Here is a 16,079-nt window from a genome sequence, read left to right as displayed (position 1 = left end):
GTTATATATTTGCATTCCAATAAAAACTACTTATTCGGTAGATTTTATTGGAATGCAAGGAGCCACTGTGTTTTTTGTATTTAATCACACTTAACTTATTTAGTAAAGCATTCTTACGATGTACGCAAAACTTAAATACTTTCCTATTGCTGCGATAGCATTATCAGGTGTCAATATGAACAGGTTGTATGCTCAGCAGCGGGCTATACAAGGAAAAGTTGTTGATGCCAATACCGGTCACCTACTTCCTGGAGTAAATGTTCGCGTTTCGGGGCAAAATCAAGGAACCTTAACGAATTCAAAAGGAGAGTTTACAATCAATGTCACAGGTGACGTATTACCGGTATTGGAATTTTCCTTTGTAGGTTATGAATCTCAACAGCTAAAAGCAACAAGTACAAACTTAACATTGTCCTTGAAACCCTCCAGTACAGATCTGGAAGAGGTGGTGGTCGTGGCTTACGGTACTGCCAAACGTACAAACATAACGGGATCGGTCAGTACGGTGAGCAGTAAAGCTATTGAAAATAGACAGGTATCAAATATTACAAAGGCCCTGGAGGGACAGGTACCGGGCTTACAGTCTGTAGCGTCCTCGGGACAGCCAGGTACTGAAGCAGCCATACGTATTAGGGGTATCGGCTCCATTAATGCCTCCAGTTCACCTCTCATCGTGTTGGATGGTAGTCCTTATGCAGGGGATATTAACTCCATCAATCCGAATGACATTCAGTCTATCTCTGTTTTAAAAGATGCAGCATCAAGTGCACTTTACGGCTCCAGAGGGGCGAATGGTGTGATTATTATTACAACTAAGTCCGGTGTGTCTTCCGACAACACCAAGATTAATCTCAATTTTACACAGGGCTATTCAACCCGTGCAGTTCGTGACTATGATCAGGTATCGACCGATGAATATTTTCAGCTCTATTGGGAAGCTTTGAGAAACAAAAACCTGTCAAATGGCCTTACAGCAGAGCAAGCGGCGTCCAACGCAAGTAAGACCGTATTGACAGATTTAAATATCAATCCGTATGGCAGTCAATACCCGCAGCCGGTCGGAGTAGACGGTAAGTTAGTTGCCGGCGCGAAGACACTATGGGATGATCCATGGACCGACGTATTGCAACGTACGGGAGTGCGTACACAAGCAGACCTAGGGTTTAGCGGTGGTAGTGCCAAAAGCACCTATTATATTTCGGGTGGTTATCTGAACGATCAGGGGATAGCGATTGAATCTGGATTTAAACGGTACAACCTACGTGCAAATCTTGACAGCAAAGTGAAATCCTGGTTAAATGTCGGTCTCAATATAGGTGGTAGCAGTACACAACAAAAATATCCGCAGTCTGAGGACAGCAATACGGCAAACATTATAAATTTTACGAGGCTGGTGCCATCTTTTTATCCATACTATGAGCGCAATGCAGATGGTTCATTTGTGCTTGATGGAGCCGGAAATAAGATTTACGATTTTGGAGAATATCGTCCAAGTGGTGCAATACCGCGTAATAATCTAGCTGCTTCTCTTCCTTTGGACAGAAATGATATCCGTCGGGAAAATCTATCTGCCCGGACTTATCTAGAAGTGTTGTTTTCCAAAAATTTAAAATTTAAGTCGACATATAATGTTGATTATATCAACGGGAATACACACGACTATACCAATCCTTTGCTGGGAGACGGTGTGAATACGGGCGGGTATGTTTATCGTTCAAATGTGCGTACAGTAGCACAGACCTGGAACAATCTATTGACTTATGAGAAGCAGTTTGGCTTACATTACCTCAATGTATTGGCCGGCCAGGAATACTATGATTTTAACAGTAGTAATATCAACGGTAGCAGACAGCAATTTGTGCTCCCTTACTTTGATGAACCTGCTGCTGCATCACAACTCAATAACTTCACGGGATCAAGTGCTGGGTATAGGCTATTGAGTTTCTTGGGAAGAGCGGAGTATAACTATGATAACAAGTATTATTTATCGACTTCGTTACGTACCGATGGTTCGTCGCGCTTTTCGCCAGCAAAACGTTGGGGAACATTCTGGTCTGTGGGTGGATCATGGAAGCTGAAACAGGAAGAATTTTTGAAGGATAATACAACAATTAATCAGCTGACGGTAAGAGCAAGTTATGGTGGACAAGGAAACGATAATTTAGGTACCTATTATGCTTATAAAGGACTTTATACCATTGCAAATAGTTTGGGTAAAGGCGGAACGTATACCGGTAGGTTGGCTACGCCAGATCTAAAATGGGAGTCGAACCTCAATTTGAACGTAGGTGTCGATGTATCTGCATTTGAAAACCGGGTTTCATTGAGTGTGGAGTACTTTAACCGTCGGAGTAAGGATTTGCTGTTTACCATGCCGATGGCTTATTCAACAGGCTATACGGGCTATGATGCAAATATTGGAGCGCTGAAAAATACAGGTGTCGACGTGGATATTCGTACTGTCCCGGTTCGAAATGAAAATTTTAAATGGAATTTAGACGTCAATCTTTCACATTACAAAAACAAGATTACAGCTTTGCCAAAAGATAACAAACCGATCATTACAGGGAATAAACTCTTGCGTGTAGGCGGAAGTATCTATGATTTTTATCTGCCGGAATGGGCTGGAGTAAATCCAGATAACGGTCTCCCACAATGGTATACCGCTGATAAGGACGGTAATAAAACAGGTGAAAAAACTTCGGAATACAGTAAGGCCGGTAATTTTATTGCCGGGACTTCATTGCCAGATCTTGTCGGTGGGGTTCAAAACAGTTTCACTTACAAAAATTTTGATTTGTCTGCTTTGTTGAGTTTTAGTTTGGGTGGACAGATATTAGATAACGATTATATTCAGCTTATGCATAGCGGTAATAATCCGGGACGTGCTTGGTCCAAGGAGATCCTCGAGCGTTGGACGCCTGAGCATACGCAGACCGATGTGCCTAAATTGACAACTGATAATTTGAATTGGACCTCTTCGTCCACACGTTTTCTTTACAGTGGCACTTATGCACGCCTTAAAAATGTGAGTTTGGGCTATAGATTACCGTCGGATTTATTGAAGAGGATAGGTGTAGAAAAACTTCGTGTCTTTGCAACTGCCGAAAATCTATTGACATTTTATGGTCATCAAGGAATGGATCCAGAGCAGACGGTGAATGGAGCGACTTATTTTCGCTATCCGGCAATGCGAACAATCTCTGGTGGTATTCAGCTTGTTTTTTAATGCCTTATTGTTAATCTGAGAATTTAAATGAAAATCATGAAACTAAAAATTGTATATATCATATTGGCGCTCTCCCTAGTGAATGCATCATGTAAGGATGCGCTTGAGTTGGATCCGACCACTTCTGTGCCGGAAGGTGAGGTGTTTAAAAATACCGACAATGTTGCTACGGTGATCAACGGTACCTGGAAGTATTTAAATGATACCTATTTTACTTATGCCAATCCAGGTTATACGGCGGTAATGCGTACAAGTGATGCAATGGGAAGTGATGTTGCGGTGACGACCAAATACGGTTATCGCGATGCATACGCATTTACCGAATTAACAAACAATCGTTCTAATCGCGTTAATTCTTTTTGGATAATGCTGTATAAAGTGATCGATAATATGAATAATGTGATCGCGAAAGTGGATGGAGCTGAGGGATCTGTCGAAACCAAAAATGTATTGAAAGGAAGAGCGAAAGCATTGCGCGCGTTTTCTTATCTAAACCTGGCGACTTTTTACCAGTTCAGTTATCTGAAAGATAAAAATGCCAAGTCTGTTCCGATCTATACCGAACCAAGTACATTGTCGACTGAAGGAAAATCAAGGTCAACACAGGCAGAAGTGTATGAACTTATCTTGAAAGATCTCAAAGACAGTGAAAGCTTGTTGGCTTCTGCTGGCAGAGCGGATAAATACGAAATCAATGCGGATGTCGTGTATGGTCTGCTTGCGAGAACCTATTTGCAGGTAGGCGAATGGAAGCTAGCTGCGGAATATGCTGAAAAAGCAGCTCAGAAGTATAATTTAATGACTCCGTCAGATTATCAGGCCGGTTTTAATGATCTTGGAAATAGTGAGTGGATTTGGGGACATCAGCAGACTAACGAGCAAAATGTGGCAAGTTATACATTTCATTATTTGGATGTGTCGTCAGCTGGATCTTATTACTATAGTTTTATGGCCGATCCTTATTTTAAAGATTTATTCGATACCAGTGATGTGCGTTACGCTTTATTTGAATGGGATAATTTACCTGGTCGGGAAGGTTTCCTACGGTATAAGAAGTTTAAGTTTAAGTCCAATTTAATTGGAGATATTGTATACATGCGTGCTTCTGAAATGGTTTTGATAGCGGCTGAAGGTTATGCAAGAGCTGGTGAAAACGATAAAGCGGTAGCAGCGCTGAATAAATTACGGACGGCTAGAAACGCTAAGCTGTTTTCAGGAAATGATAATGGACAATTAATTGCTTCCATTCTTATTGAAAGACGCAAGGAACTTTGGGGTGAAGGATTTGCTTTGTCGGATATTCTTCGGACTCAGGGAAAGGTTGTGCGTAAATCCTATCTTGATGCTGAGGGAAAACCTATTCAAGTAGAAATTGTGGGTGCAGACGGTAAGCCTAAGCTGGTTAATGGTCAAGGGCACCGGGTTATTAAATTTCCTAATGGTTCTAATTTTGTAGAAAACAGTTCTTATTATTTGTTTGCTATACCATACGAAGAGACGGTGCGAAATCCGAATCTTTAGTATGTTAGTTGTTGGTTTGTTATTGAAGAAATCCGGTGCACTTCTGTGTATCGGATTTTCTTTTTTTCTTGCGCGACTTTCTTTTTTGGCTGTGTGCTTTGCTTCCTTCTGTTGAAGAATGCTTCCTTTTTTTAGTGTTGCGCTGTTTGCGCTGCTTGGCGTTGGGATCTTCTCGTTTTAAAGATTGTCGTCTTTTTGTCTTGTATGTTGTTTTTTTCAGATGGTGTATCGCATTCGTATAAATTGCACAAGAGATGGTGTCGGTAAATAGGGGAAAGGCTAGTTTTCCACATTATGTTAATAACGCTGTTGAAAACCTGTTTAAAAGAAAAATACAGTTATTAACAGTACTTATTAACATTATGTTGATAACCTTTCTTTTTCTTCTTTTTGCTTTTGTTCATCCAGATGATATATCCTGTGATGGGCAAGGAAGCACAAAAGAGACTAGCTAGGCAAGCGATAATTTTTGTTGTGAGTCCACCGATGCCACCGGTATGAATATCATAGTTAAGTGCACCGAGCTTATCCCCATACTGCAATTCGTTGCTGGATTTGACTGCCGTAAGACTGCTGTCTTCTTTATTATAATAAAGCCAATCAAATACACCGCTTCGTTTTTCATGATGTCTCACCTGTATATCCATTGCTGTTTCGGTTTCTTTTTTTAGTCGGATCGACATCATTTCAGCATCCGGATAATTTGTCAAGGCATACCGCAGCGCATTGTCCTGAAATTTCTTTTCCACAGCGGGCAAGGGTATAGGGGAGCTGCGTGTGGAAGAAGCTGTTGGCGACTGCAATAAATTGAATGTTGCGATATAGGTCTTTTTAAAATCCGGAAAAGCAAAAGCAAGTCCCGTAATGGCAAAAATCAATCCGATAAATAAACTGTAAAATCCGATGACATTGTGGAGGTCGTGGTTCAGTCGTTTCCATTTTACTTTGGTATCTAACCAAAAACTGCGCTTGAGATTCTTGCCCTTCCATTTTTTTGGCCACCAAAGAACAATGCCACTAAGTAAGATAAGGACAAAAATGGCCGTTGACCAGGCGACGATAGGATGGCCATATTGCTTGCCCAAGAGGAGGTTTAGGTGAAGCTGAAGCACCAGTTGAAAGAATTCTGTTTTTGAATTTTCTACTTGCTGTACTTGACCAGTATATGGATTGATGAAAACGCGTTTGTAATAGCGGTAATAATTCCAATGACCAAATGCTTTTTCATCCGTTTTTATGGCACGAAATACCCAGGTACGATTCTTCGAAGGATAGAGATCAACCCGCGTGATTTTTTGATTTTTTTTGAGGCTTTTCTGTGCGCTGTAAAGAAGTGTGCTTAAAGGTAGCGGAGTTTTTGAGTGGTTGGTTGTGTCGGAGATAAAATATTTTTCAGGATAAGCCCAGAGCTTGAGCTCATCCTGAAAGGTGTATATGCTGCCTGTCAGGCTTAGGATGAATACCACAAATCCGGTGATGATTCCGAGCCATTTATGCAACCAAAGAATGACAGTTTTAAACATATTAGAATTTGTAGTTGATGTTAAAAGAGGCCAGCATACCTTGTCCTTTGACGTATTCCTCATTTAAGGCACGATATTGACTGACAACAGGGTAATAGTTTTTATTGAATAAGTTTTCTACTCCCATGCCGATAGACCATTGTTTGTTTACTTGGTAGTTTCCATTTAAGTTAAATAGGTCAACGGTCTTAACGTGGCCTTCGCTGTTTTTGTATACGCCTTTATCGTTTGGAAGAAAGCGATCCCGGGATCCGGTATGCACCCAAAAAAGCTGAAAGGTTAAGGGTTTGATCGGAGTATAGTAGATGTATCCCGTTGCTTTGTCTGGCGAGATACGTGAACCATTGAGGTAGGATTTTGATCCATCGTCTTTTTTTGATTTTCCTTCCACATAAGCATAGGTTCCACCGATGGTCAATTGAGGCGAAATATTAGCGCTTAATGCAATTTCGTACCCATACACATCTTCTGGAAGGCGTTGTGGCATCAGGTAACCGCCAATGTCCACCAGTTCAACGCCCATTTTGGAAGTACTGTAGTAATAAGATGCTGATAGCTGGAAAATGCTGTAATTGCTTGAGAATCCGATTTCGTAATTATTGGTGATAATAGGATCAGTTTTTAGGCTATCTAGATCGTTATCTGTTGCCCGACGCACAATACGGCCGAGTTCATTGATCGCGAAACCTTGTGAGAAACTAACGAAGGGATTAAAGATCGCGAATTTGTTGTAACGCAAACCTGCATTGAAGGTCGCTCCTTTGTAGGGGATATCGCCTCCTTTTACGGCAATACTTCCTTCGTTGTTGGGGCCTGTAGCAATGGTATTGAAATCCTTTATTTTGACTGTTGCATTTTCATAGCGCACACCGCCTTTAAAGATTAAATTTTCTAGGAAATCAATTTTTACTTGGGCGTATGGAGCAACGTTTAACATGTTCATATAGGGAATATAGACCCTGCCGTCGGTCAGATTTTGATCTGTTACATCATTTAGTAAATCTACACCATAGGTGATATCTGCATTTGAACCCAATACCTGAAAAGGTGTGTTTAAGTTAACACGTAAGCCTTTTTTCTCCGAATTGATCTGTGTTTGTCCCGGGCCATACCATGCAGAAGCTTTCTCGACATAACGGTTCATGGATCGAAATGTATTGTAGTATGCAGAAGCAGTTAAAGATGTCGACGCGAATAGATTACTTTTAGTATAGGTCAACATGGCATTGTGGTTATATGGAGTTCCAGCAGGTTTACCTGGATCTTCGCCTTTCACGCCTATCGTTGGCGTTTGACCATATACACCTGTTTGGCTGATGTATCTATTGTGTTGGTTACTTCGGTAGAAGTTGTACACTGCTGTGATATTGGAGCTACTATCAATACGGTAGCCAGCTTTTAGGAATGCGTTATATTGATAGGTGTTTGAAAGACCATCAGTCTGACCAAGGGGGATACCGTCACCATCTCGTTGCAGACCAACATAATCGGCGGATCCACTGACGGTATAATTCCATTTATTTTTTTGTCCGTATAAGGTTTGTCCTATGCGATAGCCCATTGTGCCGGCGCTATGAACTGGATTGAATGTAGTTCTAACACTTGTGATCCCTTGTATCGGAGCTGCGTCTTTCGATGGATTGCGTGTAATGTAGTTGATAATACCGCCGGCTGAGCCATTTCCATAGATGGATGTAGCACCTTTGATAACCTCAACCCGTTCGATGACACTCGGGTCAATGGTCCGAAGATCGCGTTGTCCATTCATCAAAGGCGTTGATTGTGGAATACCGTCGATCAAAACAAGCACAGATCTCCCACGAAGTGTTTGTCCGGAATTTGTCGCTTTATTGGTCGATGTTCCAAGACCGGGAACGGTATTCCCTAAAATTGTTGAAAGATTGGTGCTGATTTGGCTTTGGGCCTCAATTTCTTTTGTGGTCAAGATCGTTACTGAAGAAGGGACAGTGGAGATGCTTTCCGGCTTACGTCCTGCTGTTACGATAATCTCATCTAACACTTGGGTAGAATTAAGCTGAACTGACAATGGACGTTGAACGGTATCTAAATTGACCATTTTTTCAACCGTTGAAAAGCCTGTGTATGATACCCGCAATTGAATCGGATTATTCGAAGGTCTTTTGGCAAAAATGAATTGTCCAAGTTGATTAGAATAGCCGACGCTTTTTCCGTCAACTTTGATATTCGCTTGGCTTAATGGTTTATTGTCTCTGTCTTTTACGATAAGGGATAATTCTTGTGCATGTAGCTGAGCACTTAATAGCAAAAGAATTCCACTGCTGAACATCATATATCGTGTTCTGTTTTTCATGGTAATTTATTTAGATCAAATATAAATTAATGCGCAAATATAGTTTATTTTATAGTTGTGCCAACAGCTATATTATATTTTTTTTTGATTTTTAGAGGTGGTATACAGTGATTTTCAGGAGGATTTGATATTGCAGTAAAAGTTTGATTCCTTAAGTTTATGTTTATACGTGGATTGGTGGTTGATATGAATTGAATGTTTTGTTAACGATTTATTGATCTTGGTTGATTAATTTAGGCTGTTATTTTTTGTGGCTCAAGCTTATATATTTGAACGTAATTATAAATTAATGAGTAGAACATTTTTCGCTTTTTTTCTTTTTGTTTCGTCGTACTCAGTAGTCGTCGGACAAAAAATCCATTCACTTGAGTTTGCTTCTCCAAAGGCGATGCGTGATTATTTTACCTATGCTAAAGATAAAAAAATTGTAAGTGGTCATCGGGGAACGATGGAGGCTGGACTTCCTGAAAATTCGATTGCGGCATTTGAAGCCGTATTACGAAAGACACCGGCCATTTTTGAAATAGATCCGCGTTATACCCAGGATAGTGTTGCTATTTTGATGCACGATGCGATATTGGAGCGAACAACAAATGGAAAAGGAAAAGTATCTGACTATACTTGGGATGAATTGCGTAAGCTGAAATTAAAGGATCAGGCTGGAAATATTACCCGGTATGGTATTAACACACTTGAAGAAGTCATTCAATGGGCAAAAGGTAAAGCCATTCTGAACTTAGATAAGAAAGACTTGCCTTTGGCGGCTACAGCAGCAGTTCTCAAAAAATACAATGCCTACAGTTGGGTGTGGGTTACGGTACATAATACTGAACAGGCAGCGTTTTATTTGGCGCAGAATCCAGAACAGTATATGTCCATGCATATCAAAGATCAGGCTGCATTGGAAAAATTTAAATCCTCTGGATTACCCTACGACCGTATGATAGTCTATATTGGGCCAGAACTGAGAGATTCCAATCTGAAGATGTATCAATTCTTCAACAACAAAGGCGTGATGTGCATGATTTCAGCTGCGTCTACCTACGATAAGCTGAAGACAAAGGCAGAACGCGCCGAAAAGTATGGGGCCATATTTGCGGAAGGAGCCTCCATTCTTGAGTCCGATCTCCCTATGGAAGTTGGTGAAGTAATCGGTTCGTTTTGACGGATTATTATCAATCCAAATCGATATTGTCATCTAAAAATTTAAGATACTTAGGCGATTCATCTTCGAAAATGTCTCTTCCTTCCATCATATAGGCGCGGAGAAGATATTCCTGGGCAGACTCGCTATTATTGTCTTCCAAATAGCACTGTCCTAAGCGCAGCATGATAAAAGGGTTTTCGTAGGCATTTTCGATAATGTTCTGTTTTGCCTTTTCAAAATGGGTGAGGGCATTGCCAAAATCGTCCAGTAAGAAAAAGGCATCTCCTATGGAAGCTTCGAGCCAAAGACTTTCCGCATGAACATGTTGTGGACTAGGAACTAGATCAAGTGCTTCGGTCCACACCCGGATCGCCGCCTGATAGTTGCCTTCATCACATTGGATGTTTCCTTCCTCGCTAAGTTGGTCTATTCTGTCTAATGTTTGATCGTCCATAAAATTTTATTCTTTAGAGTGCTATACGAAGATAAGAAATCTACAGAAAAAAGCGGAAAAATAACTTCTTCCGCTTTTTTAAAATTGTTTTAACCTACATTTATTCTACATCAAACCACAATTTGGTTAACAATGTATTGCTGCCCTGACGTGCGATTGCTTCCTTATAGCTCGTTCCGTTGAGTGATTGTTCGGTTCCGGGATACAGAAACCGCAAAGGAATTTTGCCGTTTAAAGCCCCGGCCTTCGCAGGTGTTAATTGCGGATAATCTAACCGACGCCATTCTGCAAAGGCCTCTAAGCCCTGTCCGTACAAGGCAATCCACTTTTGTTCCCCAATGGATTTTTTGTAGCGGTTGGAATCGAACTTAATGGCTGTCTGGCTGAGGTAGCTAACGATTTGGTCATTGCTAATGTTGTATTGTTCCAAAGAAGCACGGATTGCCTTTTGGTAATAATCTGCTGCATCACCTGTGATAAATCCTCTGCTGACTGCTTCGGACAAACCAAAAAGTGTTTCCGAAAAGCTTAAGATTACTGCTGGAGCATGTGGATCTCTAAAATAGATACCCGGTCTTGAAGTGCGAGCGAAGCCTAAGTTACTAGCGTCACTTGCCGTTAAACCATTTGGTACTCCGATATATTTTTCTGGCGTTGAGGTAGTGGTCGTATCGGCATAAATACCCAAACGCGGATCGTTGAGTGAACGTAGTTTGTCGACAATTGTCTTACTGACTCTATAGTCCTCCCGTGCTTCAAACGATGCACTGACCGGATTGCGATAGGGTGCGTCGCGGTAGATAAGCTGTGCATTGTCTGCATTTGAGGTCAAATATCCACTTCCCTCTGCGGCAATCTCCTGTAATGTTGTTTTGGAGAGATTTGGTAATCGATCTGCGATACGTAAAGCAATGCGTAGACGAAGTGCATTTGTAAAACGCTTCCATTGCGCGATGCTACCATTATAAATAATGTCTCCTTCAATATTTTTTCCACTCGGATTTAATAAAGCCTGAGCACTTTTCAGATCGTTTAATAAGCCTGTGTATACTTTCTCTTGCGTATCGTAATGCGGTGTAAGATAGACGTCAATGTTTCCGGCTTCTGTATAAGGTATTTCACCGTAAGCGTCTGTGAGTAACGAAAATACCCAAGATTGTAGGACGATTTCCACCCCCTTATAGTTGTCATTTCCTGTGTTTTCCGCCAGTTTTTGAATGATTTTCAATTGACTTATGCTTTTCGAATACCAAGTGGACCAACCCTCGTTAAAATCATTATTTGTAAAGATGTAACGGTCGGGATCAGTATATTGTATTCTCGCCCAATGTTGAACAAATAAAAGGCTAGACGCGAGGTTGTTACTTATACCCCAATAGCTATCTGTTGTCGTCTTAATTGTACTGGTTAGCAGGTAGGCAGGCTGAGGAGTTTCCGCTTCATTCTGATTTTGGTTTACTTTTGCCAACTCGTCTTTACAGGACGTCGTTAGACCTAGTAAGAGAAAAAGTCCTGCTATATGTTTGCTATTTATTTTCATTTTCTAATCGTTATTTGTTTATCAATTATCTGTTATCAACTGTGCTTGTGCTCATATTTGCTTTGTTGATGTTGATTGCCAGTTATTTGTATAAATCCGTAAGTTTTGTTCTATTTTTAATTCGATTGTTCCATTTTCTTAAAACTTCAGGTTCAAATTGAAACCAAAGCTTCTCGTAGTGGGCAATTGCAAACTTTCCAAACCTTGGGCATTTCCTGTATTAAAAGCTGTTTCCGGATCAATATTGGGGGCATTCTTATGAATAATCCACAAATTACGACCTACTAAAGAGAAAGATGCTCCCTGAAAACCAATTTTGGAAATCCAGCGATTAGGTAATTGGTAGCCTAATTTTACTTCGCGTAATTTGACATAAGACGCATCGAATACATTTGCTTCATTGGTTCTGTATAACGTTTTATAATATTGTTGTGCCGAAACAACTTTTGTGTTTTCTGAGCCATCTGCATTAACACCATCTGCAATAATACCGTCATCGTATGTTATACCGTTCACGGTATAGCTTAAGCCACCATGTTCAGCATCTCTTCCAGGAAGGGTAGAGGCTAATACCCCTGTGCCTGTACCTGTGGCATTCGTGCCAGAATACAGTTTTCCACCATGTTTGATGTCGATCAAAAAGCTCAGATCAAAATCTTTGTAACGGAATTGATTGGTAATTCCACCTAACCAGTTCGGTGTAAATTTTCCAAAATAATGGTTGACAGGGTCAGTAGCAGGTGTCCCATCTGCATTGACAATAATACGTCCAGCTTCATTTCTTAAAAATCCGGTTCCGTAGAGAGTTCCATAAGGTTTTCCAACTGCAGCCAAAACCTGCACCGTTCCCGAAGAACCGATCGTATAGCTTTGTAGTAACCCAGCATCGTCTAATTCTACCACTTTACTTTTATTTGTAGCAAAATTTACATTGATGTCCCATTGAAAATCCTGTTTCTTTATCGGGGTAACTCCAAGTTGAATTTCCAACCCTTTATTGTTGATTTTTCCGGCGTTGACAAGTTGTTTTTTGTAACCAGTTGAAGGGCTCACATCGACGCTTAGGATTTGATTGATACTATTGATATTATATAAACTTAGATCCAAACGTACCCGACTTTTGAGGAATGCCAACTCGGTACCTAATTCAGTAGAGGTTGTTGTTTCCGGTTTTAAATCTGGATTTTTCTTGATGTCATTGACTGATAATTGTGGACTATTTCCGTAAGGAGCACTAAAAAGATAAGAATCGATCAAGTTGAACGGATCGGTATCTTTACCTACTTTAGACCATCCTCCACGTAATTTCCAAAAAGAGAGTACATTGCTTTGAATGGAGAAAGCATCTGTCAGTACGATACTTGCGTTTGCTGATGGGTAGAAATAAGATAGATTGTCAACTGGTAGGGTTGAAGACCAATCATTACGTGCCGTCAAATTCAAAAAGGCATAATTTTTATAACCCAATTGCGCGGAAGAAAAAATGCTGTAGGCTTTCAACGGACTATATTCACCTGTTGAAATCAAAGCATCTCTCGAGTTTGCCAGTGTATATACATCTGGCACTGCCAAACGCGGTGCCTTCTGGTTATTCCTTTGTCGGGACTGGCTTCGTATGTTTCCGCCCCCTAGGATATCCAATGTGAAGTCATTGGAAAGGGGACGGTTATAATTCAGCGTAAACTCTGTGTTATTTTCATTTACTGTGTATGCGTCCTCTTCGTAAGATCCATACGGCGTACCATTCGTGCCATATGCGATCCTAATTTTGCGACGATCCGTATAATAATCGTTACCCGTACGGAAGTTTGCCGTCAAATACTTATTGATTTTATAGTTTAAACCAATATTGCCAAAAATGCGGTCGCGTTGCTGCTGAACCGTATTCTCTTCCGCAATGAAATAAGGGTTGCTATAATAACTATTGTTCCAATTGACTAGACTGCCGTTAGCATCTCGATAATTTTTTAGACGCGAAACATCCACTTGTCTTCCAAACCACGTAAATTGTAACATGTAACCATTAGAACGGAAACCACCTACACCAGGTAAATTACCAGAATTCGTACGCACATAGTTTGCATTGGCAGTAAGCGTTAGATCATCTGTGATTTTATAACGGGTATTGATATTGAAATTATTTTTTTCAATGGAAGAATTGGGAATAATCCCCGTTTGATTGCTGTTATTATAGGAGAAACGGTAATCAATCTTCTCAGTCGCATCGGCAATTGAAATGCCATTATTTAAGGTTCTTCCCGTGCCAAAGAAACTCCTGACGTTATCCGGGTGTGCTACGAATGGCACGGCTTCACCATTGGAATAAAACTGAGGAATCAGTCTGCCGTCCATCTTTGGGCCCCAGCTTTCGTCCACACCATCATTGATACCCCCGCCCTTGCCATCTACATAGCTGAATTTTCCATCGGCACCCTGTCCAAAAACATTTTGATAATCGGGTAAAACGGAGAGTCGTTCGATTGTATTATTTGAATTGATGTTTATTCCAAGTCCTTTGCGTTTTTTTCCAGATTTTGTCGTAATCAAAATTACCCCAGCAGCAGCCCTTGAACCATATAATGCAGCAGCATTGGGCCCCTTTAGTACACTGATCGATTCAATATCTTCACTGTTGATGTCTGAGATTGCATTGGCATAATCCCGATTACCGCTCGTACCCAACTGGGAATTATCAACGGGGGTTCCGTCGATCACAAATAGTGGCTGATTATTTCCTGCAATTGATGTTTCTCCACGGATAATAATCCGGGAAGACCCCATATTACCTTGACTATTTGTGACTTGAACACCTGCAACCTTTCCAGCAAGTGAGTTGACTAAATTACTTTCTTTTGCTTCGGAAAGATCCTTTCCTTTCAGCTCCTGAATAGAATATCCCAATGTCTTTTTTTCTTTCGAGATATTCAATGCCGTCACAACAACTTCGTCCAGTTGAGAAGTTGTTGGCAGAAGTTGAACCGTGGTGAAACCTGTGGTATTGGTTTGAACAGTCTTAGTTTCAAAGCCAATATATTGAATGCTGATGTTAAGTGAGCTTCCGGTCGAAGGGAACTCAAATAGTCCATTTGCATCTGTTTGAACCTGTTTTTTACTGTTTGTTTCGGTAACTGTAGCCCCTTGAATAGGATTGTTATTGTTGTCGACTACCTTTCCTTTTATAGTGGTTTGTGCGTATAGTGCGCCAGTACTAAGACAAAGCGCGGCCATTACGACAAAATTTATGTTGTTTTTTGCCATACTAATTATAATAGTGAGTTTATTGTTTGAGTTGGGTTATAGGAGATATTTGAAATTTACCTGTAAAAACATCCCCTTAGGACATTCGTTTTTTAAGGATATTATCTGTATGTTGTTTCATGTGTTAAAAAATGTTAATGCAAATATATAAAATCTACCTGATAACTATACTTTGTTTTTTTGTTTTTTGTAATTTTTGAGTCAGAATGATGAGATGCCATCGTTATAGGAAAGGAGTAGCTGAGTTATCAAGTTTTTTTTCCGGAACGCCTTCTTGTGTTATTTGCAATATGTTGCCTATCAGTATATTGATTGATAGGTGCGAATCGTAAACGACAACGCACGGATTGTAAATCCTCGTATTTTCGAATAAGAAAGGGCAATGTTCTTGTGTCTCCATGATAGTAAATTAAAACGTTAAAACGATGATTATTTTTGGCACAAGAACAAAAGTTTTAGCTAATAAATCGCAATCGGCAATCGGAAACTGCGATTATTGTGGCACAGTTCAATCCCTTTTTGCCTACAGGCAAATTAAATATTTCCATGTTTTTTGGATACCCATATTTCCCTATAGTTCGGAGGTCATTACCATTTGCAATCATTGCAAAAAGTTGAGTTACCAACGTGAAATCAACCCACAAACACTTCAGGCCATATCTTCGGGAGCTATCCGTAAAACACCTTTTGGATATTTTGCGGGCTTAGTTCTGATTGGGCTTTTTGTATCTGCTATTGTTATAGCAGGAATTTACGGTGTAAAAAAGAACGAAAAATACCTGAAAGATCCAAAGGTTGGTGATGTGTATGAGGTTTCCTATACAAAAGATGGAAAAACGATGCGTACGCTTTACCGTATCGCCAATTTAACGACCGACTCTGTTACCTTTGACCTAAACGATTATGAAGCGGATAGCCGAAAGGGTCTACGCAAATTGCGCGAGCAACATGCAGATAGCTATTCTGAAAAGCAACGTTTATCACGTACTGAACTTGAAGAAATGAAAAGTAAGATATCGAATATTGAAAGATTGTAATGATCATTTTTATTGTTGTTATAAACAAGCTTCAGCTC

The 16,079-nt window shown here is 40.3% G+C and carries 9 protein-coding genes; 4 read left to right on the top strand and 5 right to left on the bottom strand.

Annotated elements, in window-relative coordinates; genetic code table 11:
- Positions 1-118: 118 nt before the first annotated feature.
- Positions 119-3,229, top strand: a complete 3,111-nt coding sequence (locus tag M2419_RS12735) for a TonB-dependent receptor (protein ID WP_202883693.1) — start codon at positions 119-121, stop codon at positions 3,227-3,229.
- A 36-nt stretch (positions 3,230-3,265) separates the two neighbouring features.
- A complete protein-coding gene (locus tag M2419_RS12730; protein WP_153847918.1) occupies positions 3,266-4,750 on the top strand; it encodes a RagB/SusD family nutrient uptake outer membrane protein in 1,485 nt (494 codons plus the stop codon).
- A 341-nt stretch (positions 4,751-5,091) separates the two neighbouring features.
- Here the strand turns inward: M2419_RS12730 and M2419_RS12725 are convergent, their stop codons facing one another.
- Together M2419_RS12725 and M2419_RS12720 are read right to left on the bottom strand one after the other, a co-directional pair.
- On the bottom strand, positions 5,092-6,273 hold the full coding sequence (locus tag M2419_RS12725) for a PepSY domain-containing protein (protein WP_153847919.1): 1,182 nt from the start codon (positions 6,271-6,273) through the stop codon (positions 5,092-5,094).
- Position 6,274: 1 nt separating this feature from the next.
- Positions 6,275-8,605 carry a TonB-dependent receptor gene (locus tag M2419_RS12720; protein ID WP_259255219.1) on the bottom strand — a complete coding sequence of 777 codons (2,331 nt, stop codon included), beginning with the start codon at positions 8,603-8,605 and terminating at the stop codon, positions 6,275-6,277.
- 289 nt (positions 8,606-8,894) lie between these two features.
- Here M2419_RS12720 and M2419_RS12715 point away from each other — a divergent pair, with 289 nt between their 5' ends.
- Positions 8,895-9,770 carry a glycerophosphodiester phosphodiesterase family protein gene (locus M2419_RS12715; protein ID WP_259255218.1) on the top strand — a complete coding sequence of 292 codons (876 nt, stop codon included), beginning with the start codon at positions 8,895-8,897 and terminating at the stop codon, positions 9,768-9,770.
- A 10-nt stretch (positions 9,771-9,780) separates the two neighbouring features.
- Here the strand turns inward: M2419_RS12715 and M2419_RS12710 are convergent, their stop codons facing one another.
- The 3 genes from M2419_RS12710 to M2419_RS12700 form a co-directional block, all read right to left on the bottom strand.
- Positions 9,781-10,206, bottom strand: coding sequence for a tol-pal system YbgF family protein (locus tag M2419_RS12710; protein ID WP_153847922.1), 426 nt, complete (start codon positions 10,204-10,206; stop codon positions 9,781-9,783).
- A 100-nt stretch (positions 10,207-10,306) separates the two neighbouring features.
- Positions 10,307-11,746 (bottom strand): SusD/RagB family nutrient-binding outer membrane lipoprotein, encoded by a 1,440-nt coding sequence (locus M2419_RS12705; protein WP_259255217.1) that lies wholly within the window; start codon positions 11,744-11,746, stop codon positions 10,307-10,309.
- A 138-nt stretch (positions 11,747-11,884) separates the two neighbouring features.
- On the bottom strand, positions 11,885-15,004 hold the full coding sequence (locus M2419_RS12700) for a SusC/RagA family TonB-linked outer membrane protein (protein WP_182330002.1): 3,120 nt from the start codon (positions 15,002-15,004) through the stop codon (positions 11,885-11,887).
- A gap of 614 nt (positions 15,005-15,618) precedes the next feature.
- Between M2419_RS12700 and M2419_RS12695 the strand changes: the two genes are divergently transcribed.
- The gene (locus M2419_RS12695; protein WP_409049513.1) at positions 15,619-16,041 is read left to right on the top strand and encodes a hypothetical protein; all 423 of its coding nucleotides are present in this window, start codon (positions 15,619-15,621) and stop codon (positions 16,039-16,041) included.
- The last annotated feature ends 38 nt before the right edge of the window (positions 16,042-16,079 follow it).

This window comes from Sphingobacterium sp. BIGb0116 (assembly GCF_024808035.1).
In the GTDB taxonomy this organism is placed as follows: Bacteria; Bacteroidota; Bacteroidia; order Sphingobacteriales; family Sphingobacteriaceae; genus Sphingobacterium; species Sphingobacterium paramultivorum.
The sequence above is the reverse complement of the archived record's forward strand: the minus strand, read 5'-3'. Positions and strand labels throughout refer to the sequence as shown.

Bases quoted from the DNA above. Each gene is read 5' to 3' on its own strand.
- M2419_RS12735 (WP_202883693.1), top strand. From the start codon at position 119: ATGTACGCAAAACTTAAATACTTTCCTATTGCTGCGATAGCATTATCA.
- M2419_RS12730 (WP_153847918.1), top strand. From the start codon at position 3,266: ATGAAACTAAAAATTGTATATATCATATTGGCGCTCTCCCTAGTGAAT.
- M2419_RS12725 (WP_153847919.1), bottom strand. From the start codon at position 6,273: ATGTTTAAAACTGTCATTCTTTGGTTGCATAAATGGCTCGGAATCATC.
- M2419_RS12720 (WP_259255219.1), bottom strand. From the start codon at position 8,605: ATGAAAAACAGAACACGATATATGATGTTCAGCAGTGGAATTCTTTTG.
- M2419_RS12715 (WP_259255218.1), top strand. From the start codon at position 8,895: ATGAGTAGAACATTTTTCGCTTTTTTTCTTTTTGTTTCGTCGTACTCA.
- M2419_RS12710 (WP_153847922.1), bottom strand. From the start codon at position 10,206: ATGGACGATCAAACATTAGACAGAATAGACCAACTTAGCGAGGAAGGA.
- M2419_RS12705 (WP_259255217.1), bottom strand. From the start codon at position 11,746: ATGAAAATAAATAGCAAACATATAGCAGGACTTTTTCTCTTACTAGGT.
- M2419_RS12700 (WP_182330002.1), bottom strand. From the start codon at position 15,004: ATGGCAAAAAACAACATAAATTTTGTCGTAATGGCCGCGCTTTGTCTT.